23 protein-coding genes and 1 pseudogene are annotated in these 19,763 nt (G+C 35.4%); 13 read left to right on the top strand and 11 right to left on the bottom strand.

What is annotated here, in order from left to right:
• Nucleotides 1-73 precede the first annotated feature (73 nt).
• Nucleotides 74-1,729, top strand: a complete 1,656-nt coding sequence (locus tag DJ93_RS16920; protein ID WP_042982076.1) for a Na/Pi cotransporter family protein — start codon at nucleotides 74-76, stop codon at nucleotides 1,727-1,729.
• Nucleotides 1,730-1,764: 35 nt separating this feature from the next.
• On the opposite strand, the gene DJ93_RS16915 is transcribed toward DJ93_RS16920, so the two are convergent.
• Nucleotides 1,765-2,763 carry a YhdH/YhfP family quinone oxidoreductase gene (locus DJ93_RS16915; protein ID WP_042982075.1) on the bottom strand — a complete coding sequence of 333 codons (999 nt, stop codon included), beginning with the start codon at nucleotides 2,761-2,763 and terminating at the stop codon, nucleotides 1,765-1,767.
• Nucleotides 2,764-3,080: 317 nt separating this feature from the next.
• Between DJ93_RS16915 and DJ93_RS16910 the strand changes: the two genes are divergently transcribed.
• Both DJ93_RS16910 and DJ93_RS16905 read left to right on the top strand, forming a co-directional pair.
• On the top strand, nucleotides 3,081-4,298 hold the full coding sequence (locus DJ93_RS16910) for an LCP family protein (protein WP_042982074.1): 1,218 nt from the start codon (nucleotides 3,081-3,083) through the stop codon (nucleotides 4,296-4,298).
• A 140-nt stretch (nucleotides 4,299-4,438) separates the two neighbouring features.
• Nucleotides 4,439-4,879, top strand: a complete 441-nt coding sequence (locus tag DJ93_RS16905; protein ID WP_042982073.1) for a hypothetical protein — start codon at nucleotides 4,439-4,441, stop codon at nucleotides 4,877-4,879.
• Between the two features lie 29 nt (nucleotides 4,880-4,908).
• Here DJ93_RS16905 and DJ93_RS16900 read toward each other — a convergent pair whose 3' ends face one another.
• The 10 genes and pseudogenes from DJ93_RS16900 to DJ93_RS16860 all read right to left on the bottom strand — a co-directional run bounded on the left by DJ93_RS16900 (nucleotide 4,909) and on the right by DJ93_RS16860 (nucleotide 11,713).
• Nucleotides 4,909-5,688, bottom strand: a complete 780-nt coding sequence (locus tag DJ93_RS16900; protein WP_042982072.1) for a sulfite exporter TauE/SafE family protein — start codon at nucleotides 5,686-5,688, stop codon at nucleotides 4,909-4,911.
• Between the two features lie 40 nt (nucleotides 5,689-5,728).
• Nucleotides 5,729-6,223, bottom strand: a complete 495-nt coding sequence (locus tag DJ93_RS16895) for a DsrE/DsrF/DrsH-like family protein (RefSeq protein WP_181969196.1) — start codon at nucleotides 6,221-6,223, stop codon at nucleotides 5,729-5,731.
• A gap of 40 nt (nucleotides 6,224-6,263) precedes the next feature.
• Nucleotides 6,264-6,494, bottom strand: a complete 231-nt coding sequence (locus DJ93_RS16890; protein WP_042982069.1) for a sulfurtransferase TusA family protein — start codon at nucleotides 6,492-6,494, stop codon at nucleotides 6,264-6,266.
• A gap of 27 nt (nucleotides 6,495-6,521) precedes the next feature.
• Nucleotides 6,522-7,652: an MBL fold metallo-hydrolase gene (locus tag DJ93_RS16885; RefSeq protein ID WP_042982068.1), complete on the bottom strand. Its 1,131-nt coding sequence runs from the start codon at nucleotides 7,650-7,652 to the stop codon at nucleotides 6,522-6,524.
• 44 nt (nucleotides 7,653-7,696) lie between these two features.
• Nucleotides 7,697-8,257, bottom strand: coding sequence for a sulfurtransferase TusA family protein (locus DJ93_RS16880; RefSeq protein WP_042982066.1), 561 nt, complete (start codon nucleotides 8,255-8,257; stop codon nucleotides 7,697-7,699).
• A 92-nt stretch (nucleotides 8,258-8,349) separates the two neighbouring features.
• Complete coding sequence (locus tag DJ93_RS16875; protein WP_042982065.1) at nucleotides 8,350-8,613, bottom strand: metal-sensitive transcriptional regulator; 264 nt, start codon at nucleotides 8,611-8,613, stop codon at nucleotides 8,350-8,352.
• Between the two features lie 129 nt (nucleotides 8,614-8,742).
• A complete protein-coding gene (locus DJ93_RS16870; RefSeq protein WP_042982064.1) occupies nucleotides 8,743-9,327 on the bottom strand; it encodes a DUF3238 domain-containing protein in 585 nt (194 codons plus the stop codon).
• Nucleotides 9,328-9,462: 135 nt separating this feature from the next.
• A pseudogene (locus tag DJ93_RS30735) lies at nucleotides 9,463-9,567 on the bottom strand (DUF3238 domain-containing protein); the annotation flags it as partial.
• Nucleotides 9,568-9,618: 51 nt separating this feature from the next.
• Nucleotides 9,619-11,037 carry a stage V sporulation protein SpoVR gene (spoVR, locus tag DJ93_RS16865; RefSeq protein WP_042982063.1) on the bottom strand — a complete coding sequence of 473 codons (1,419 nt, stop codon included), beginning with the start codon at nucleotides 11,035-11,037 and terminating at the stop codon, nucleotides 9,619-9,621.
• Nucleotides 11,038-11,152: 115 nt separating this feature from the next.
• Nucleotides 11,153-11,713 carry a nitroreductase family protein gene (locus DJ93_RS16860; RefSeq protein ID WP_042982062.1) on the bottom strand — a complete coding sequence of 187 codons (561 nt, stop codon included), beginning with the start codon at nucleotides 11,711-11,713 and terminating at the stop codon, nucleotides 11,153-11,155.
• A 232-nt stretch (nucleotides 11,714-11,945) separates the two neighbouring features.
• Here DJ93_RS16860 and DJ93_RS16855 point away from each other — a divergent pair, with 232 nt between their 5' ends.
• The 10 genes from DJ93_RS16855 to DJ93_RS16810 all read left to right on the top strand — a co-directional run bounded on the left by DJ93_RS16855 (nucleotide 11,946) and on the right by DJ93_RS16810 (nucleotide 19,745).
• Nucleotides 11,946-12,545: a hypothetical protein gene (locus DJ93_RS16855; RefSeq protein WP_042982061.1), complete on the top strand. Its 600-nt coding sequence runs from the start codon at nucleotides 11,946-11,948 to the stop codon at nucleotides 12,543-12,545.
• A 146-nt stretch (nucleotides 12,546-12,691) separates the two neighbouring features.
• Nucleotides 12,692-14,209 carry a spore germination protein gene (locus tag DJ93_RS16850; protein ID WP_042982060.1) on the top strand — a complete coding sequence of 506 codons (1,518 nt, stop codon included), beginning with the start codon at nucleotides 12,692-12,694 and terminating at the stop codon, nucleotides 14,207-14,209.
• On the top strand, nucleotides 14,206-15,288 hold the full coding sequence (locus tag DJ93_RS16845) for a Ger(x)C family spore germination protein (protein ID WP_042982058.1): 1,083 nt from the start codon (nucleotides 14,206-14,208) through the stop codon (nucleotides 15,286-15,288). The genes DJ93_RS16850 and DJ93_RS16845 overlap by 4 nt, the downstream gene beginning before the upstream one ends.
• Nucleotides 15,289-15,300: 12 nt before the next feature.
• Nucleotides 15,301-16,401, top strand: coding sequence for a GerAB/ArcD/ProY family transporter (locus DJ93_RS16840; protein ID WP_042982056.1), 1,101 nt, complete (start codon nucleotides 15,301-15,303; stop codon nucleotides 16,399-16,401).
• Between the two features lie 52 nt (nucleotides 16,402-16,453).
• Nucleotides 16,454-16,963, top strand: a complete 510-nt coding sequence (locus DJ93_RS16835) for a PCYCGC domain-containing protein (RefSeq protein ID WP_042982055.1) — start codon at nucleotides 16,454-16,456, stop codon at nucleotides 16,961-16,963.
• Nucleotides 16,964-17,085: 122 nt separating this feature from the next.
• Nucleotides 17,086-17,334, top strand: coding sequence for a YhdB family protein (locus DJ93_RS16830; RefSeq protein WP_042982053.1), 249 nt, complete (start codon nucleotides 17,086-17,088; stop codon nucleotides 17,332-17,334).
• Nucleotides 17,335-17,500: 166 nt separating this feature from the next.
• A complete protein-coding gene (locus tag DJ93_RS16825) occupies nucleotides 17,501-17,920 on the top strand; it encodes a disulfide formation protein C (RefSeq protein WP_042982052.1) in 420 nt (139 codons plus the stop codon).
• A gap of 12 nt (nucleotides 17,921-17,932) precedes the next feature.
• Nucleotides 17,933-18,352 carry a thioredoxin family protein gene (locus DJ93_RS16820; RefSeq protein WP_042982051.1) on the top strand — a complete coding sequence of 140 codons (420 nt, stop codon included), beginning with the start codon at nucleotides 17,933-17,935 and terminating at the stop codon, nucleotides 18,350-18,352.
• 72 nt (nucleotides 18,353-18,424) lie between these two features.
• Nucleotides 18,425-18,640, top strand: coding sequence for a DUF1540 domain-containing protein (locus DJ93_RS16815; RefSeq protein WP_042982049.1), 216 nt, complete (start codon nucleotides 18,425-18,427; stop codon nucleotides 18,638-18,640).
• A 118-nt stretch (nucleotides 18,641-18,758) separates the two neighbouring features.
• The gene (locus DJ93_RS16810) at nucleotides 18,759-19,745 is read left to right on the top strand and encodes a LacI family DNA-binding transcriptional regulator (RefSeq protein WP_042982047.1); all 987 of its coding nucleotides are present in this window, start codon (nucleotides 18,759-18,761) and stop codon (nucleotides 19,743-19,745) included.
• Nucleotides 19,746-19,763 lie beyond the last annotated feature (18 nt).

Here is a 19,763-nt window from a genome sequence, read left to right as displayed (position 1 = left end):
CGATAAATCGTTTACAGTGATTCAAGGTTTAGTTAATAATTACATCGTACATGAAATTTAAGGAGTGGAATGCGTGGAATTTAATGTTCAAGATATGGTCTTCCAATTTATTGGTGGATTAGGTATTTTCTTATTCGGAATTAAATACATGGGCGATGGACTGCAACAAGCAGCTGGAGATCGTCTTCGTGATATTCTCGATCGCTTTACAACAAACCCACTTATGGGTGTACTAGCAGGTATGTTAGTTACTGTATTAATTCAATCTAGTTCAGGAACAACAGCTTTAACAGTCGGACTTGTAAGTGCTGGATTTATGACATTAAGACAAGCTATCGGTGTTATTATGGGTGCCAACATTGGTACGACAGTTACTGCGTTTATTATCGGAATTAAAATCGGAGAATATGCTCTCCCAATCATGGCAGTCGGAGCTATTTTATTATTCTTCTTTAAAAATAAAAAAGTACAATCTTTAGGACAAGTTGTTTTCGGTTTTGGTATGTTATTCTTCGGCTTAGAATTAATGAGTACAGGTATGAAACCTCTTCGTTCTCTAGAGTCATTCCAAGAATTAACAGTTAGTATGAGCAATAGTCCAGTTTTAGGAATTATCGTCGGTACAGTATTTACTTTAATTGTACAGAGTTCAAGCGCAACAATTGGTATTTTACAAGAACTATTCGGTCAAGGTGCCATTGATTTACAAGCTGCTCTTCCTGTATTATTCGGTGATAATATCGGAACAACAATTACAGCTGTATTAGCAGCAATTGGTACTTCTATTGCAGCAAGACGTGCAGCATTAGTTCACGTTATCTTCAATATCGTAGGTACAATTATCTTTACAATTTTATTAGTACCATTTACAAACTTAATTCACTATTTCCAAACATCATTAAATTTAAATCCAGAAATGACAATTGCTTTTGCACACGGAACATTTAACGTAACGAATACAATTATCCAGTTCCCATTCATTGCAGTGTTAGCATGGATTGTCACAAAAATTATTCGCGGCGAAGATTCTGCTATTGATTGTAAACCGCAACATTTAAACCCAATTTTCATTGAACAATCTCCTGCTATCGCACTAACAGAAGCGCAAAAAGAGATTGTTCGTATGGCTGAGTTTTCGCTGCATGGTCTAAAAGAAGCAAACCAGTTTTTAAATACACAAGAAAAGAAACACGCTGATATGGCTACTCAATTAGAAGGAGCTATTAACAATTTAGATAAAAAAATTACCGAGTATTTAGTTTTACTATCAGAAAAACCACTTTCATCTATAGAATCTGAAAAGCATTCTGTCCTAGCAGGTGTTGTGGGTGATATTGAACGTGTGGGAGATCACGTAGAAAATCTTGTGGAACTTGTGGACTTCCAAATTTCTAACCGTGTTAAGCTATCGGACGAGGCACTTGCTGAATTAAACGAAATGCTTGAATTAACAATTTCAACATTACAAGATGCAATCCATGCTTTAATGAACTTCGATACTGAGCTAGCACAAACGGTTATTGCAAAAGAACGTAAGATTGATCAAATGGAACGCGTTCTACGCAAACGCCACGTATTACGTCTAAACGAGCGTAGCTGCTCAGGTGATGCGAGCATTATTTTCGTTGATATGGTAAGTAATTTAGAACGTATCGGCGATCACGCTGTAAACATCGCAGATGGAGTTTTAGGTGAGCAAGGAAAAATCGCTCTAAAACAATCACTATAATAGGAAAGAGACGCCTTAAACTGGCGTCTCTTTTTTCACTTCATATTTATAACTGTTCTTCCCTTTAACTTCCCTTGCAATATAAGCTCAAACTTTTCATTTAATTCTTCTAACGTACACTCTGCTGTATACGATAATAACTCTAAGTTTTTCCACTCATTCGCTAACAATACCCACACTTTCCGTCTCACATCCATTGGACATTGAACAGAATCGATTCCTAGAAGACTAATACCACGCAAAATAAAAGGAAATACAGTCGTTTGAAGTTCATGCCCTGCAACGTTACCACATGTCGTTACACAGCCTCCGTACCTCACAACTTTTAAAGCACTTGCTAATATATTTCCGCCCACTGTATCAATTACTCCCGCATATATGCCCTTTAACATTGGTCTTCCTGATCTATCATTCATCTCTTCACGCTGGATAACCTCTTTTGCACCTAAACTTAGCAGCATATCTTTCTCTTCTATCTTTCCTGTTACACCTACTACATCATATCCTAGTTTCGCTAAAATACTAACCGCTACACTACCTACTCCGCCGGTTGCACCAGTTACTAAAATCCTTCCCATATTAGAAAAAATTCCCGCTTCCATTAACTTATATACTGATAAAGCAGCTGTAAATCCCGCTGTTCCATACATCATACTTTCTTTCAAAGACATTCCTACAGGTAAAGGAACAACCCAATCAGCTGGCACACAAATATACTCTCCAAAGCCACCAGATGTATTCATTCCCAAATCATATCCAGTCACAATAACTTGGTCACCTTTCTTCAAAGAAGGATTTTCGCTACTAATAACCTCTCCTGCCGCGTCAATTCCCGGTGTATGTGGATATTTTCTTGTCACACCTTTATTACCAGTAGCTGAAAGTTCATCTTTATAATTCAATGAAGAATACTGAACATGTATTAACACTTCTCCTTCAGGTAAATCGCTTATTGCTCTTTTTACAACATCTCTTTCAAATTGATTTTCTTCCTTCTCATTTACAAGAATCGTTCGGAATGGTGTATGGTTCATTATGATTCTCTCCTCTATCCGTCAAAATTCTCCTTCATTATATAAGAAATGAAAAAAGATATAGTATCCTCTTCTTGGCTATATTTCAACAAATCTTACTTCTCTATCACTTTCTGATAATACATATTTTCATTTCTACTAAAACGCCTTATACTTATTTTACATCTTAAAAGTAAAATATTAATAATCTGACTTTTTATAAAATAAATTGAATTTTTGCGAAATGTAAATGATTTGTAATGTTTTTTTTCGCTAAACTTCATTATAATTAGTTGATATGAGTATCGTATTTTAATCCAAATGAAGGAGTACAAGAAATGGAGCAAAACCCATCTTTGCAAAAAAATACACGAAATAAGCCGAAACAAGGAAAGAAAAAAACAAAGATTATTATAAGCATTATTCTATTATTTTTAATAATAGGCGGCGGTTATACTTGGTTTTTAGTAAATAAAGCATCTTCTGCTATTCGAAATGCCGCTCACGACTTAGCACGCGGTAATAAATCTGATTTACGTGATAAGGCTGTAAAACCTATTACGAATAACGTATCTGTATTAATAATGGGCGTTGATGAAAGCGACGTCCGTGGGAAAGAATATGGTGAAGCTATAAGAACTGATGCATTATTACTTGCAACATTTAATAAAGATAGCAAAACTGTAAAACTTTTAAGTATTCCACGAGACACATATACTTATATCCCAATAGAAAAGAAAAAAGATAAGATTACACATGCTCATGCATTTGGTTCAGCTAAAAATGGAAAAAACGGTGGACCACAAGCGAGTATTGATGCAGTTGAAAAATTACTAAATGTTCCTGTCGATTACTTTGTAAAATTTAACTTCAAATCATTTATAAAAATTGTTGATGATCTAGGAGGCATCGAAGTCGATGTACCAGTTGAATTTACTGAACAAGACAGCAATGATAACGCTGAGGCAATTCACCTGGAAAAAGGTATTCAAAAGTTAAATGGCGAGGAAGCTCTTGCTCTTGCTCGAACACGACACGTTGATAGTGATGCGATGCGTGGACAACGTCAACAACTCGTTATTGAAGCGATTTTGAAAAAGCTTACAAGTGTTGGATCTGTAACAAAAGTAGGCGATATTATCGATGACATTAACGGACAATTCGTTACAAACTTAACATTTGATGATATGCTTTCATTCTATAAATACGGGTCAGACTCTTCTATTGAGAAGTTACAAATTACAGGCGACGACTGCTACATGGCGAGAGGCGATGATACATGCAGTAAGTCTGCTGGCGGTGGAAGAACATATTACTACAAACCAGATGAGAAGGCCTTAACAACTACAACGAATGAACTTCGTACTCACCTTGGGTTACCTGAATATAAATCATCCAACTCTGATACGAAAAAAACAAATACAGAGAAAACAAAAGAATCTGAGTCTGAGAGTACAAAAGAGTCCAAGTCTGGAAATAATAAACATGAATCAAGTAACAGAGACAATAAAAATAACGAAGAAGATACAGAAACATCATCTAATAATAACGAATAAAAAGAAACCGAGTTCTATGGAGGTAGAGCTCGGTTTCTTTTAAACGTACAAAAATCAGAACTTTCTAACTATCTTTTTTAATATTTTTAAATTATAATAAATGGTAGTAATCTATTCCAATTATCAGGGGGCTCATACATATGAAAGCTGCAGTAAAACATAACATTTCAGATTTTAAAGACTACCTAAAATCCAATGATATATATATGGAAGAAAATATAGATGAAAATGACGGTTCTGTATACTTCTCAGTAAACTTAGATTTAGAAAGTGGCGCAAAAATCCACCTTATCGCTGCTTTCCATAATGATCATCCTACTGTGGATATATACTGTTTCAATGTCGCTCATTTAGCCGATTCAACGTCAAAAAATGATATTTTACACGTAATCAATGAGCTAAACACATCTTATCGATTTGCGAAGTTCACACTCAATAATAAAAACTCTATCGACATTTCAGCTTCTCTCGTATTCTCAGAGCCACACTTTAATCCTGCACTTGTCTTTGAACATACGAGAATGTTATACAAATTAGCTAATGATGAGCAAAAGAAATTAATGCAGGTTATTTGGGCGTAAAAAAAGGGTGCTGCATGCAGCACCCTTTTTTACTTCAATATCATATCAATCCACATCTTTATAGCAGTACCTACAATTAAGGTAGATAATACATATTGTAAAACTTTTTGATTCATTCGCTTCCCTATACGTGCTCCAAGCGGTGATGCAATTAAACTTGCAACAGCTACAATAAGAGCTGGAATGGCAACGACCTGCCCGGTAACTACTTTACCCACAGTAATTCCGATTGAAGAAATAAAAGTGATGGCTATCGACGTTGCAATGGTCGTACGTATTGATCGTTTTAAAACGACTAGCATAATCGGAACTAAAAGAAAGGCACCGCCTGCACCGATAATTCCTGAGGCACTTCCTACAATAAATGCTAACATACTTGCTAGCCATCTATTATATGTGACACCTTTTAAATCCTCACAGCTATTTTGTTTTGGTATAAACATCATAATAGCCGCAATAGTAGCTAACACAGTATAAACGATATTTACAGCATGTTCATCTAACACATTAGCACCAAAGCTTCCTATGAAGCTTCCCATTAATATGCTAGCTCCCATATAAACTACTAACGTCTTATCCATATCATTACTTTTCCGATATGCCCACGCACCTGCAAAAGTTGCAAAAAACACTTGCACCGCTGTAATACCGCTCACTTCATGCGCTGTATAACCTGCAAACCCCAGTACTACCGGAATATATAAGATCATTGGGTAATTAATAACGGCTCCACCAATCCCAACCATCCCTGATATAAATGATCCTATAAAACCAATGACAAAAAGTAACAACATAAAACTAAAACTCATACCTCATCTGCCTCCTTCTGAAAAGAAGGTACTGTCTTCTTTAAATAAACAAATTCACATTTCCATCTGAAGCATCAGCTAAATATACACCTACTCCTGCAAATTCTACATCTGCCATAATCTCTTCCTCTTTTAACCCTAATAAATCTACCGTCATTTGACAAGCTACTAACTTAATTCCTTGCTCTTTTGCCATATCAATTAAGTCCGGCAAAGGCATTGCATTATGCTTCTTCATAACTTGTTTTATCATTTTCGGTCCCATACCTGCAAAGTTCATTTTCGATAATCCCATCTTATTTGCACCGCGCGGCATCATCTTTCCAAATAACTTCTCTAACAAGTTTTTCTTCACTTTTACATGCTCATCTTTCCTTAGCGCATTTAATCCCCAAAACGTGTGAAAAATAGTCACTTCTTGATCGTACGCCGCTGCACCATTTGCAATAATATAAGCTGCCATTGCTTTATCATAATCTCCGCTAAATAAAACAATTGTCGTCTTTTTCTTTTCTTCCACTTTGCTCTCCTCCATACCTATAGGGGTATTTAAATGTTTAAAAATTAACTATTCTTTACGCTTTCTTAATCCAAAATTTCAACACACCATCTTCTTCTACATGTTTTAACATTTCATGACCACCTGTTTTTGCCCACGCTGGAATATCTTTTACCGCACCTTTATCCGTTGTGTGCACTTCTAATACTTCTCCTAATTGTAAAGTATCCATCGCTTTCTTCGTTCTTACAATCGGAACCGGACATGCTAAACCTTTCGCATCTAATACTTGTTTTACATTCATCATCTATACCTCCAATTTTTCATTTCATCCTTACGCGTGAACAGCACAACGATTGGGGCCAATCTCCATTTCACGCTCTTCTTCTACGCTTGGATGAATTCTTCCCATATTCGTTTGACGAATTTCTTCATATGCATTTGGCTGAGGCGGTAAATTCTCTGTAACAATTTTATGAAACTCTGCCTCATCATTAATATTTAGCCCCGCATTATTCTTAAATAACTTTTTTAAATCCGCACTCACAATACCTCTCTCATCCATTTCACTTATTTTCGAATAATGAGCTGGCAAGACAATTAAACCTTGAAATAATTCTTTATAACGGTTATATAACGTGCTACGTAAATCACTCACCCAATCTTCAGCCTTCCCTGCAAGATCTGGACGCCCGATAGAGTCTACAAATAAAATATCACCTGATAATAAATAAGCGTTATCTACAATAAATGATGTACTGCCAATCGTATGCCCTGGTGAATAAATGGCCTCAATATGAATTCGTGTACCCCCTACCGTAATAACAGCACCTTCTACAAGCGGTTCATAAGAGAAAATAACTTCTTCCGCATCTTTTGGAGGCAACCAATACGTACCACCCACTTTTTCAGCTAACTTGCGCCCACCAGAAATATGATCTGCATGTAAATGTGTATCCATCACATTCGTAATGACAGCCCCTTGCTCTTTCGCAAACTCTTCGTACGCTTCAATCGTTCTCACCGCATCAATTACCGCTGCTTCGCCATTTGAAATAACCATGTAAGATAAACATCCTTTTCCAAGGCGATTAAATTGATATATACTTCCTCCATCTTTGAAATCACCTACTTTCACTGGCTTCACATATTCACTCCAAGCTTTCATACCACCAGCTAAATAATAAACCTTTTCCAATCCAGCCTCTAGCATCTGCTCTGCGATAAACTGAGAAGACCCTTCTTTTGCACATACAACTAAAACATCTTTATCCTTCGGTAGTTCATCTAAAATATGATCTACACCATCTAATAAATCAAAGTAAGGTCTGTTAATCGAAGAAATTTGTTTTCCTTCAATTTTCCATTCCGCATAGTCCGCTTCATTACGAACATCCAAAATAAATAACTCTCCAAATAAAACTCTCTCTGCCGCATATTGTGCTTGCATAGGCTTAACACCCATTACCTTACCCCCTATGGTATATTTCATTTTAAAAAAATATACGCTTATTGTTTTATATTCCCTTGCCACTGTAACATGCCTGGAATAACATTTTTCACATTTGAAAAACCTTTCTCTCGTAACAATTGACACGCTACATCACTACGATTACCTGTGCGACAAATAACATAGATTGGTTTCTTAGCATCTAGCATAGCATGTTCCAATTCACCTAATGGAATCGAAATGGCAGATAGAATGTGACCGAAGGCAAATTCCGCTGCTTCGCGAACATCTATTATGGTACACTCTTCCCCCTCTAACAATTTAGCCTGCAATTCCTCATTCGTTATCGTATGAGGATATTTCACAACTTCCTTCATTTCATGTTCATGCACTTTTCTTACATAATGTTTGAATATATCTCCCTCTTGCTTCGTTCCAATAAATTGATGCCCTACTTTATTCGCCCAACTTTGAATATCTGCCGTAGAACCTTTATCCGTCGCTTCTACTTCAATAACTTGCCCTGATTCTAATCGTTCCATCGCCTTCTTCGTTCTCACAATCGGCATCGGACAGGCCAAACCTTTGCAATCTAAACTTGTATCAACTTTTATACTCATATTTACTTCCTCCTCTAATAGTTAACATACATATACCCGTAGGGGTATATTAAAATGTTTTTTAAAATCTGTCAACACATTCGGTTGACAGATTATCTACTTTTCACTAGTAATTGAACAGCTTCTTTAATTAAATCTTCATTTGATCCATTCCCTTTTTCAAACTGTTCACGCAAACATTGCTCTAAATTTGTTCCTACAATTAATCCAATTGTACGATCCAATGCAGAACGAGATGCCGTTAACTGTGTAATAACCTCTCGGCAATCTTTTCCCTCTTCAATCATCCGCAGTACACCACGAACTTGACCTTCAATACGTTTCAATCTGTTTTTCATATCTTGATTGTATTCCACTGTAGCCCACCTCCGTAATTATACATTACTTTGTAACTTTGTATAATATCATATACCCTTTAGGGTATATTGTAAAGGAGGTTATTTTTCTCAACCTTCTAGGGATTAACCGGTCTACTACCTTATTTCTTATAAACTCTTTGTAAAACTATAATCCATGTCGCCACCTAACGCTGCAGCTGTATCACCAGTTTCTCTAAAGTCATGTGTATAAATTTGTTCAAATGAACCGAAATCTACTTGCTTATAAAATTCAAAACAAGGGAATCCATCATGTTCTCCTTGAATATCGATACTACCATCCTTTTTCACACATACAGTTAATAAATAATCTACAGGAGGTGCATATACATTTAATGGATTACTAGCGCTTGCACTCATTTTGAATTGCACACCGTCAGAACTCCATATAATATGAGTACACACAATATTTTCAGTACTCGCTTTTCCTGTTCTTTTATTCACAGAACCGTCTGGGTTTGTAACCTTCTCTGTCGTAATACCCGTGTTCGCATATGAAAACACTTCTTCTTTATAAAAATCCACTACTACCTCTTGCTCAACTCTAGAGCGCATAGTATTTACCGCATGTGGTGTAAATTCACGTGAATCACCTTCGAATTGGATTACTTTTCCTGTTTCCATATCCTTTTTAGCTTCAGTCCAAGACATTGGAATAAATACACTGGCTCTAATTTTAACGATATTAGTCATAAGAAACACCTCTATAATTTTATTTTAGATACTGCATAATATTGAGTAAAACAGCCCACAATTTCGTTATCATAATCAATAGCTTTCTCTTTTACGCTTGCTACTTCCTTCTGAAAAATAGCGCTATATTTATATCTAGATTGTCGTTTTAAAGCTATATTCCATTTCTCCAGCTAGTGCTGCTGGGGTATCATCCGTTTTTCTAAAATCATGTGTATATATTAATTCAAATGAACCAAAGATTCTCCAAATGAAAAGAACGGACATAGAATTCTATGTCCGTTCTTTTCATCACACATACTTCCGATGCACCATCTTCCCATCATATGAAAACACTACACCTTTACTTTCCACAATTGATTCCATATGCACCGTTCTTCCCCATAACTGATGAATATACGGCAGTACTTTTTCTAAGTATTTTAAATCTAGCTCAATTCCTTCGTAACTATGTTTAATATATAGTTCACCGTTCTTTAAGTAATCGCCATCTTCCACTACTAAGTACGGGAATCCTCCATTTGTACGCATGTTTACGAGTTGATCACGCACATGTTTCCACTCTTTATCAATGACTTTATATTCTTTTCCTTGGCGCTGGAATAAGTACATATCTTCTCTCATTACGAGTTCTTTATTTAAGTAGTTTCTAAGGAACGATACGTCCCATTCAATTTCCCGCACTTCAAAGATTTTTTCACGGCCTGATCCTGGTTTTACACCGCGTCGTTTCATTTCTTCCGTCGGGTTGTTATAGCGTTCTTCAATATCTTCAAACATTTTAATACCAAGGTAGTATGGATTAATGCTTGTTTTTGATGGCTGTACGACACCTGCGTTTAATTTCGCAAATTCAATTGCTTCGGAAGATGTTAAGTCCATTTCACGAAGTATGCGTTGATGCCAGAAGGATGCCCAGCCTTCGTTCATGATTTTCGTTTCAAGCTGTGGCCAGAAATATAACATTTCCTCACGCATCATCGTTAATATATCGCGCTGCCATTCTTCTAGTTCACGGCTATATTCTTCAATAAAGAGGAGTAAGTCTTTCTCTGGTTGTGGCGGAATCTTCTTCTTTTTACGTATATTGGATCGTTCTTGCTTCTTGTTTCGATCATCTAAATTCCATAAATCATCGTACTGTGATATCTTTTTCTTCTCTCCTTCTTCCTCTTCTAAATCTTCAATACTCCACGCCAGTTTCGGACGCATAAGCGACGGATCAATATGCTCTTGAATTGCGAGTACTGCATCTAAAAACGTTTCTACTTCTGCTTTTCCATACTTATGTTCATATGCTTTCACACGATCCGCTGTTGCGGCCATACTTTCCACCATATCGCGTTTCGTATTTGAAAAACGAATGTTATTTTTGAAGAAATCACAGTGCGCTAAAACGTGCGCCACAATTAATTTATTTTGAATTAAAGAGTTTGTATCTAATAAAAAGGCGTAACATGGATCCGAGTTAATAACGAGTTCGTATATTTTACTAAGTCCTAAATCGTATTGTAATTTCATTCTGAAAAACTGTTTTCCAAAACTCCAATGTGAAAACCTCGTCGGCATCCCATACGCACCAAATGTATAAATAATTTCCGCTGGACATACTTCATAACGCATCGGATAAAAATCAAGGCCAAATCCAGTCGCAATTTCAGTAATTTCCGCAATCGCATATTGCAGTGCTTTATCATCACTTGCCCTCATTATTTTCCCTCCTTACACTTTCCCTTAAGAAAGTGTATGAAGGAAAACAAGCTTTCATGAAAGATGATTGCATAATTAAAAGGCATCCTCGTAAAAACGAGAATGCCTCATCTATTTAACCTTCAATAATATCCATCTTTTCCGTAATCGGCGTACGTGCCTTTCCTTCTGGCGCTTTATCGAAATAACCGATATGAAGAATACCAACGATACGTTGACCATTTGTTAATCCAAGTCCTTCTATAAATAATGGATTATAGTTTAATCCACCTGATTTCCAAACGCATCCTAAACCACGTTCCCACGCAAGTAATTGGAAGTTTTGCATAAACGCACATGTCGCTGCGTAATCTTCGTCACGTTGAATTTGACGTGGATCTTCATCGATGTAAACAACGATTTGAGCAGGCGTACTTAAGAAACGATCAGATAAAATTTTACCACGTTTCGCTCTTTCTTCTTCTGTGAAAGAGTTTAATACAGCATCCACTAATTTTTTGCGGCCTTCTCCCATGTATAATTTACAATTCCATGGCTCACGATGTTTATGGTTTGGTGCCCATGTTGCATCATTTAATAGTTCAATTAATAATTCTTTTTCAACTGCTTTATCTGTAAATGTACGAATTGATCGTCTTTCTTTAATGACATTTGCAATGGAAGTATATGTAGTCATATGTATCTCTCCCCTATTTTCATCTATATGTATTATCTTTTCATTGATATTGATTTTCAATTTCGATTATAACCTAGTTTTTCACTATTAATCAATGTTTTATGTTGGAAAACATTCAAAAAATTAATTTCTCGTTGTGAATAAAAAAACTTGGAATGTTCACAAGTTTTTCACATTTTATGGAAATGATAAGTGTAAAGTTTTCCACATTATCCATCTAGGAGGAGTTTACATGTACAAGAAAATCGCAGTCAGCATGACTATGGCAGCATTATTATGTGGCGTATCTGTCTTCCCCGCGGCAGCCGCTACCCAACAAGAAGTGATAATGCATCATCATAAACCAATTTCAGAAGAAGAAATGCAATCATTAGAAAAACTCGGCTATAACAAACATGAAATTTGGAAAGCTGCCCATATTGCAAAAATAAGCAAAAAAGAGATAAAAGACGTTTTATCTTACTATAAGCAAAATAAATCTTGGGAGAAAACAGCAGAGCATTTCGGTGTAGATCTAAGTAAATTGAAAAAGCATCATCATATGAATAAAGAAATGAAACAAGCATTACTGCAAAAACTAGCTGATATGCAAAAATCTACACCAGATCAGCTAAAACAAACGATGAAAGACTATAACATCGGCTTACGCCATCTTGCAGTGTTAACAATTATCGCTCAAAAGAGTAACACTCCGCTTAACGATGTACTGAAAATGAAAAAAGATGGTATGCACGTTAAAGAAATTGCAGAAAAATTAAATGTAAAAAAAGAAGATATACGAGCAGAAATGATGAAATTAGTGAAGTCTATTAAAGAAAATAAAACAAGCTAACAGGCCAAAAAGGAAGCTGCATTCATTGCACTTCCTTTTCTTTATGCCCTTCAACTATTTTCATTTTTCTTTCCAATTTTCAAGTATAAATTTACGTCTTTCCCAAAAACTAACATAAGAAAACTATATGGGTAAGGGGTGAGAAAATGTTTGGTTTATCATCTGAAAAATCCAAAAAAGCGAATAAAAGCACAACCTGTACCATTCCAGAATTTATTCACACGATGAAAGAATCTAGTGATTTTGTTTCTTATAACATAGTAAAAGATGGAACATTGTGTTTGTTTTATTATAACTCTACAGTAGAATCACTCATCATTAAACGCTTTATTTTAACGCCTCTAAAAAGAGAATGGGAACATATTAACAATATAAGTGACATAACTAATATCGTCACGATTGAAGACATTATCATCTCCCCTTCTCTTGATGATATTCGTGAGAAATTATTAGGTGGGTATGTACTCATACAGCTGAAAAACGATTCTCAAGCAGAAGATTATGCACTCATTCGTTCTGAAAGTTCAGTATTAGGAACACGGTTATATAATGATACGGAAAATGAATATAGCGTCATCGGTCCAAAAATCGGGTTCGTCGAAAACATTGATACAAATACACACTTACTTCGCCGAAATATTGTAACAGAGCAATTAGTTTTTAAAGAAGTTATTGTTGGCTCTATCTCAAAAACAAAAGTTTTCGTTGCATACATAGAAGGTATCACGAACGAGCAGCATGTTAACACTGCGATGCAGCGCCTACAAGATATTGACTTTGACGTTCCTTTTGATGCGACTATGATTGAACAGTTTATTAGCGATAATAGTAACTCTCCATTTCCCGTTCTATTACCGACAGAACGCTTAGATCGTGCTGTTTATGCATTAATTAATGGGGGAGTTGTCATTTTAACAGATGGTTCACCTTACGCATTAGCCGGACCAACGACATTACTTGATTTTTTTGTCTCTCCAGAAGATTATTATTTGCCATGGATAGCGGGTTCATTTCTCCGGATTGTTCGCTTCTTCGGAGCAGCGTTCTCTCTCTTCTCTTCCGCTATTTATACAGCTGTATTAACGTTTCATTATCAAATGATTCCTGCAGATTTACTAGGTCCAATCATTTTTTCGAGAGCTAACGTACCATTTCCACCTGTTTTAGAAGCACTTTTTTTAGAAATTACAATTGAATTACTTCGTGAAGCTGGAGCACGCTTACCTACAAAAGTCGGCCAAACCATTGGTATTGTTGGCGGGATTGTAATTGGTCAGGCCTCTGTTCAAGCAGCTTTAACGAGTACCATTTTATTAATCGCAGTCGCTTTGTCAGCACTTGCTTCCTTTACAACACCAACTGTAAAAATGTCTTCAACCATCCGGATACTACGATTTCCGCTTATTCTTTTAGCTGGTGCATTTGGAGGTCTAGGACTTATTGTAGGATTTGTATTCATATTAGCTCATTTAATTCGCTTAAAATCACTTGGATCACCTTATTTATTACCTTTATATCCATTTCGTGGTTTAGGTACAGCGGAAGGCTTTCTTCGCTTACCGTTTAGTCAAACTGCACAACGCGCTTCTGTCCTTAGGCCGAAATCAAAATGGCGCTATAATCCAAATCAAGCGAAACAAAAACGTGATGGTGAAGAAGAATGAGAATTATTTTATTATGCTTTACAATTGCTTTTTTCCTTCTCCAATCTGGCTGTACACAAACGTACATAGTGGATACACAAAGAATTATTCATGTAGGTGGATTCGATATAACGAAAAACAAAAAATTTCGGGGGACCATCCTATATCCAGATTATACGAAAGGCGTACAATCAAAGCCACAAACTCAATCAACTACCGCAGACACTCTTGAAACAATTTCTTCACGCCTAAACGCCAAATCTCCCCATAATGTCGTTGTAGGCCAAATGCGTGTTATCCTATTTGGAAAATCATTTGGCGAATATGGCATCGGTGATATTATTAGCAATTTACAACGTGATCCTAACGTTGGCCGAGATGTACAATTAGCAATCGTAGATGGTTCAACAGAAGAGCTTCTTAAATCAGTAAGAACAAATGGTTCATTATACCTTGCTGATTTACTCGAACAAAATATAAAGAATGAAACAATCCCACAAACTGCTTTAAATATTTTTTTATATAATTATTATTCATCTGTATGTGATACATTTCTTCCTTACATTCAAGTTGATGAAGAAAAATCTGTTTCTATTAAAGGGCTCGCCTTTTTAAAAAAGGATAAAGTTGTCATGTATACAGATAAAAAAGGATCTTTTTTATTTAAATTGCTTATTAATCCAACTAAAAATGGACGGTATGAAGTTCCAATACAGAAAGGTAAACATAAAGGATTAATCGCGACTCAAAACTTATCTGGAAAAAGCATTTATAAAGTAACACAAACTGGCAACATTCCTAAAGTTCGCATTCACTTAAAACTAAATGGATTAATAAAAAATGCTCCAGATTGGCTTAATTTAACGAAGAAAGAAAATATAACTTACGTTAAAAAACATGTAGAAAAAACACTTGAGGATCATTTAAACCAATTAATAAAGCAATTCCAAAGAAAAGAAATTGATCCAATAGGCATATCAGATGAAATTCGTAGCCACTCAAGGAAATGGAATATAAAACAAATTCAAAAGATGTATCCTGAGGCAGACGTTCATGTTGATGTTCAATTTAATATTGTACAATCTGGTATCGGAGAATAGTGAGGTGCTAAGATGACTGAGCAAAATAAAACGAATACGGTTTCCCCTTACTTCACATTTCTTTTATTACACGCCCTCCAAATTGGAGTGGGCGTGTTAGGATATCAACGAGTTATTATAAAAAATGCTGGCTATGATGCTTGGATTTCTCTTATTGTTGCAGGCATTGCCACTCATATCGTATTATTTTGCATGCTAAAAATGCTAGAAAAAGATAATGATTTAATGAATATCCATACGACATGTTTCGGAAAATGGCTTGGATCCTTTTTTTCCGTTTGTTTTACCGTATACCTGTTATTATTTTGTCTTACTGTTCTTCGCACATATATTGAAGTTATTCAAGTTTGGGTATTCCCTACAATTAAAGTATGGAAGCTTACTTTATTATTTTTATTAGTAACTTACTACGTCATAAAAGGAGGGTTCCGTTCCGTAACAGGAATATGTTTTTTGGGTATCCTATTACCTATTTTCGTCCTGTTCTTCTTAGTTTTTCCGATGAAATATGCACATTTCCGTAATATATTACCGATTCTCACACATTCACCTGTAGAAATTATAAATTCTACTAAAGCTTCTGCATTAGAGTTTCTCGGATTTGAAGCCATACTCATCTTCTATCCATTTCTTGAAAAGGGAAAATCTCTAAAAAAATGGGCCCATGGAGGAATCGCTTTTACAACTATCCTTTATGTAATTTTAGCAATCGTTTCCTTTATGTATTATAGTGAAGGGTTATTGTCTCATACAATTTGGCCTACATTAACGATGCTAAAAATTATTAAAATCCCTTTCATCCAACGGTTCGAATACATTATTCTTTTCATTTGGTTTCTTATTATTTTACCTAATCTTTGTTTAACCATTTGGTCTTCTTGTCGTACCATTAAGCGCTCTTTTCACATACCATTTAAAATTACATTGCCATTTTTTATTGCAACTGTATTTTTCGCTTCCCTTTTCTTCACAAACCGTGAAAGTATCAACACATTAAATACAGTACTATCCCAAGCAGGTCTATATATTGTATACGCTTATATTCCGATTCTTTTCGTCTTTCACTCACTACGTTGGAGAATGAAAAATCGTTCTAAAAAAACTTCTCCATAAAGGAGAGAGTCTGATACAATTTTATTAATACATTTGTAAAGGGGACAAGCGTATGAAAAAATATTTATTTTCTCTTCTTGCGATAATTAGCCTCATTCTTGCAGGGTGCGATAATGCTGGCTCAAACGACAAAAAATCTTCTGAATCTAAAAAAGAACATGATCATGCATCGCACACTCAACAAGCTGACATTCAAGAAAAAACAAAAGGAATCGATACACTTCCAACCTTCCTAGAAAAGCTAGATCCACAAATGAAAGACATATACGCTGTGGCAGGACAAAATGCTGAATTATTAGATTGGATCCCTTGTTACTGCGGGTGCGGTGAAAGTGTAGGACATAAAAATAATAAAAACTGTTTTATTCGTGAAATCAAAAAAAATGGGGAAGTTGTTTGGGACTCCCATGCAACAACTTGTGTAAATTGCTTAGAAATCGCAGTTGAATCTGCTTCTATGAAACAAAAAGGAAAATCAACGCTTGAAATTCGCAACTACATTGATAATAAATATAAAAAAGGGTATGGCAAACCAACACCTACGCCAATGCCGAAAGCTTAAAAAACGAGGAGATTCCTCGTTTTTTTCTTTTCATTCACTCTTTTTCTTAACAAATTCTTTCAAGTGTATTTCTCCTCGCTTGTCACACACTATATATAACTCCTCAGTAAGGAGGGTACAGGATGCAAACATATAACGACTATGATAAAGCTCTCTATTACACATATTGTTGTAACTGGGATAAGCTGCTCGTTTTAATGGTTCAAACAAATGATCAATTATTTTCTAAGCGTATTGAGCATTTTCTACACGCTTATCAATACAGTAAAGAATTACCTGAAGTCGATAAACAACTGCAACTTCTATTTCAATATATTGACCATGCATCTCAAAAGTCACATATAGAAGAAGTAGAACAAATGCAAATGTAAAATATAGCGCTATTCTCTATAAGGGAATGGCGCTTTTTATCTATTTTTTATAATTCTGAAGTTTTTCCTCATAAAACTTTTATTGATAAAAAACATTTTCTCTTTATTTTCTCTACCTCTTCATACTATAATTTAGTATGTAACTATTATAAGAGAGGTATAAAATATGGGACGAGAAAAAAAGCAAGAATATGCTTTATTTATTGCATGGGGAGCTTCTTTTATCGCTACACTTGGAAGCTTATATTTTTCTGAAATTATGAAGTTTGAGCCTTGTGTACTTTGTTGGTATCAACGCATCTTTATGTATCCGTTTGTTTTATGGCTTGGTATTGCTGTCGTAAAAAAGGACTATCGCATCGCGAACTATTCTTTACCAATCGCTAGTATCGGTGCTTGTATTTCTTTATATCACTACGCAATTCAAAAAGTTGCAGTACTATCAGCTGCAGGAGCAGCATGTGGCCGAGTACCTTGTACGGGACAATACATAAATTGGTTCGGCTTTATTACAATCCCTTTTTTAGCGTTAATTGGCTTTATTACAATCGCTATTTGTAGCTTTATTGTAATTAAAAACAAATAAGGAGATGAAAGAATGAAGAAAATGCTTATATTTGGCGGTATTATTATCGTCTTACTTGCAGCGATCTTTGCTGTAACACAAATGGAAAAGAAAAGTGCAACAACAAAGGAAAAAGATTACTATTCAAATAAAATTTCTCTTACAGATCTTCGTAAAAATATGGAAGATAAAAAAGATCAAACGATATACTTTTATCAAACATCATGCGTTCATTGCCAAAAAGTATCTCCTATTGTCGTACCTCTTGCAAAAGATTTAAACGTTGATATGAAAGTAATTGATATCGAAAAGTTAGATGCTGCTTGGGATGAGTATAAAATTGAGGGAACTCCGACAATTATTCATTTTAAAGAAGGTAAAGAAGTGAGCCGTATTAGTGGCGAACAATCGAAAGAAAACTTTAAAAAATGGTTTGAACAAACCAAGAAATAATCAGAAAAGGAAACTCCTTCTATACATGAAACGGGTGTAATACCCCACACTAATGTATAAGGAGGGGATTTTATGCCAGAAGTACGATGCTCTGTTTCCAATTGCTCATTTTGGGGACAAGGTAACTTTTGTCAAGCAAGTGCAATCGTTGTTCAGCCCGATGCACAAAATGCAGACGAAACTGCAACTGATTCTTATACAAATACAACGTTAACAGGTGAAACACTTGAAAGTTCGGTAGCAACAAGTGTTGAAACTTGTTGTCAAACGTTTAAGCCAAGATATTAACACTTATTCCACCTCATATACGTGAGGTGGTTTTTTTCTTTTTCTCTTCTTATTTACGTGACCTTTAATTCTCCTTATAATAAAATTAACATTTTTATGAATACGAAGGTGGAATACTATGGCTAAAACAATTGCAGATATCGCCAAATTAGCTGGGGTTGCAAAGAGCACTGTCTCTCGTTACCTAAACGGAGGATATGTAAGTGATAAAACAAAACAAAAAATTGAAAGTATTATTCAGGAAACAAATTTTTCTCCCAATACATTTGCTCAAAGTTTAAAAGCAAAAACAACAAATTTGATTGGTGTTATTATCCCCCGATTAGATTCCTTCGCTACAATGAAAACACTTATTGGGATTGATAATACGTTACAGGAAAATAATTATCAAATGCTTGTTGCAAATGCAAATCAAACAATCGAAACAGAAATCCAAGCGGTAGAAAATTTTATAAAGCAAAAAGTAGCTGGCATTATTTTATTAACAAAAGCTTTAACGAAGGAGCATCAACAAATCATTGATAATTCAAATATCCCTATTTTATTTGTTGGGCAAGAATATAAAGATCAATATTGCCTCGTTCACGATGATTTTGACGCTGCTTATGAGCTAGGAGCTTACGTATTATCACAAGGCCACCGGCATATTGCCTATTTAGGAGTAGAAAAAGATGATATTTCAGTTGGGGTTAATCGAAAAAATGGTTTTCAAAAGGCTATCGAGAATCTAGAACCCACTTGCATTGTTTCTTATTACGAAACAACTTTCCGAATAGAAGATGCAATGAAACAAGTACAACATATTTTAGATTATGACCGTCCTACTATTATTGTATGTGCTACAGATAATATCGCTCTTGGAGCAATGAAAGTCATTCACTCTCATTCCCTTTCTGTACCAGATGATATTTCTGTAACAGGATTCGGTGGATATGATATTTCTGAAATGGTGCACCCTAGCTTAACGACAATTGCATTTGACTATGAGTATGCTGGTGAGCTTGCTGCTACTTCTCTTTCACAGCTTGTTGAAAACAAAGCTATACCAAAAATTTTACACTCCCGCTATACATTAAAAATTCGAGAAAGCGTTGACAAAATTTAAAGGCGCTCTATAATAAAA

Source organism: Bacillus clarus (assembly GCF_000746925.1).
Taxonomy (GTDB): Bacteria; Bacillota; Bacilli; order Bacillales; family Bacillaceae_G; genus Bacillus_A; species Bacillus_A clarus.
Note: the sequence above shows the minus strand (reverse complement) of the source record. Positions and strands in the feature narration are given on the sequence as shown.

Excerpts from the sequence above, each read along its gene's own strand:
- DJ93_RS16895 (WP_181969196.1), bottom strand. The coding sequence starts at position 6,223 with ATGGAGGAGAGCAAAGTGGAAGAAAAGAAAAAGACGACAATTGTTTTA.
- DJ93_RS16855 (WP_042982061.1), top strand. The coding sequence starts at position 11,946 with ATGTACAAGAAAATCGCAGTCAGCATGACTATGGCAGCATTATTATGT.
- DJ93_RS16815 (WP_042982049.1), top strand. The coding sequence starts at position 18,425 with ATGCCAGAAGTACGATGCTCTGTTTCCAATTGCTCATTTTGGGGACAA.
- DJ93_RS16845 (WP_042982058.1), top strand. The coding sequence starts at position 14,206 with ATGAGAATTATTTTATTATGCTTTACAATTGCTTTTTTCCTTCTCCAA.
- DJ93_RS16915 (WP_042982075.1), bottom strand. The coding sequence starts at position 2,763 with ATGAACCATACACCATTCCGAACGATTCTTGTAAATGAGAAGGAAGAA.
- spoVR (WP_042982063.1), bottom strand. The coding sequence starts at position 11,037 with ATGAGGGCAAGTGATGATAAAGCACTGCAATATGCGATTGCGGAAATT.
- DJ93_RS16870 (WP_042982064.1), bottom strand. The coding sequence starts at position 9,327 with ATGACTAATATCGTTAAAATTAGAGCCAGTGTATTTATTCCAATGTCT.
- DJ93_RS16860 (WP_042982062.1), bottom strand. The coding sequence starts at position 11,713 with ATGACTACATATACTTCCATTGCAAATGTCATTAAAGAAAGACGATCA.
- DJ93_RS16880 (WP_042982066.1), bottom strand. The coding sequence starts at position 8,257 with ATGAGTATAAAAGTTGATACAAGTTTAGATTGCAAAGGTTTGGCCTGT.
- DJ93_RS16910 (WP_042982074.1), top strand. The coding sequence starts at position 3,081 with ATGGAGCAAAACCCATCTTTGCAAAAAAATACACGAAATAAGCCGAAA.
- DJ93_RS16820 (WP_042982051.1), top strand. The coding sequence starts at position 17,933 with ATGAAGAAAATGCTTATATTTGGCGGTATTATTATCGTCTTACTTGCA.
- DJ93_RS16905 (WP_042982073.1), top strand. The coding sequence starts at position 4,439 with ATGAAAGCTGCAGTAAAACATAACATTTCAGATTTTAAAGACTACCTA.
- DJ93_RS16835 (WP_042982055.1), top strand. The coding sequence starts at position 16,454 with ATGAAAAAATATTTATTTTCTCTTCTTGCGATAATTAGCCTCATTCTT.
- DJ93_RS16810 (WP_042982047.1), top strand. The coding sequence starts at position 18,759 with ATGGCTAAAACAATTGCAGATATCGCCAAATTAGCTGGGGTTGCAAAG.
- DJ93_RS16900 (WP_042982072.1), bottom strand. The coding sequence starts at position 5,688 with ATGAGTTTTAGTTTTATGTTGTTACTTTTTGTCATTGGTTTTATAGGA.
- DJ93_RS16885 (WP_042982068.1), bottom strand. The coding sequence starts at position 7,652 with ATGGGTGTTAAGCCTATGCAAGCACAATATGCGGCAGAGAGAGTTTTA.
- DJ93_RS16825 (WP_042982052.1), top strand. The coding sequence starts at position 17,501 with ATGGGACGAGAAAAAAAGCAAGAATATGCTTTATTTATTGCATGGGGA.
- DJ93_RS16890 (WP_042982069.1), bottom strand. The coding sequence starts at position 6,494 with ATGATGAATGTAAAACAAGTATTAGATGCGAAAGGTTTAGCATGTCCG.
- DJ93_RS16830 (WP_042982053.1), top strand. The coding sequence starts at position 17,086 with ATGCAAACATATAACGACTATGATAAAGCTCTCTATTACACATATTGT.
- DJ93_RS16840 (WP_042982056.1), top strand. The coding sequence starts at position 15,301 with ATGACTGAGCAAAATAAAACGAATACGGTTTCCCCTTACTTCACATTT.
- DJ93_RS16850 (WP_042982060.1), top strand. The coding sequence starts at position 12,692 with ATGTTTGGTTTATCATCTGAAAAATCCAAAAAAGCGAATAAAAGCACA.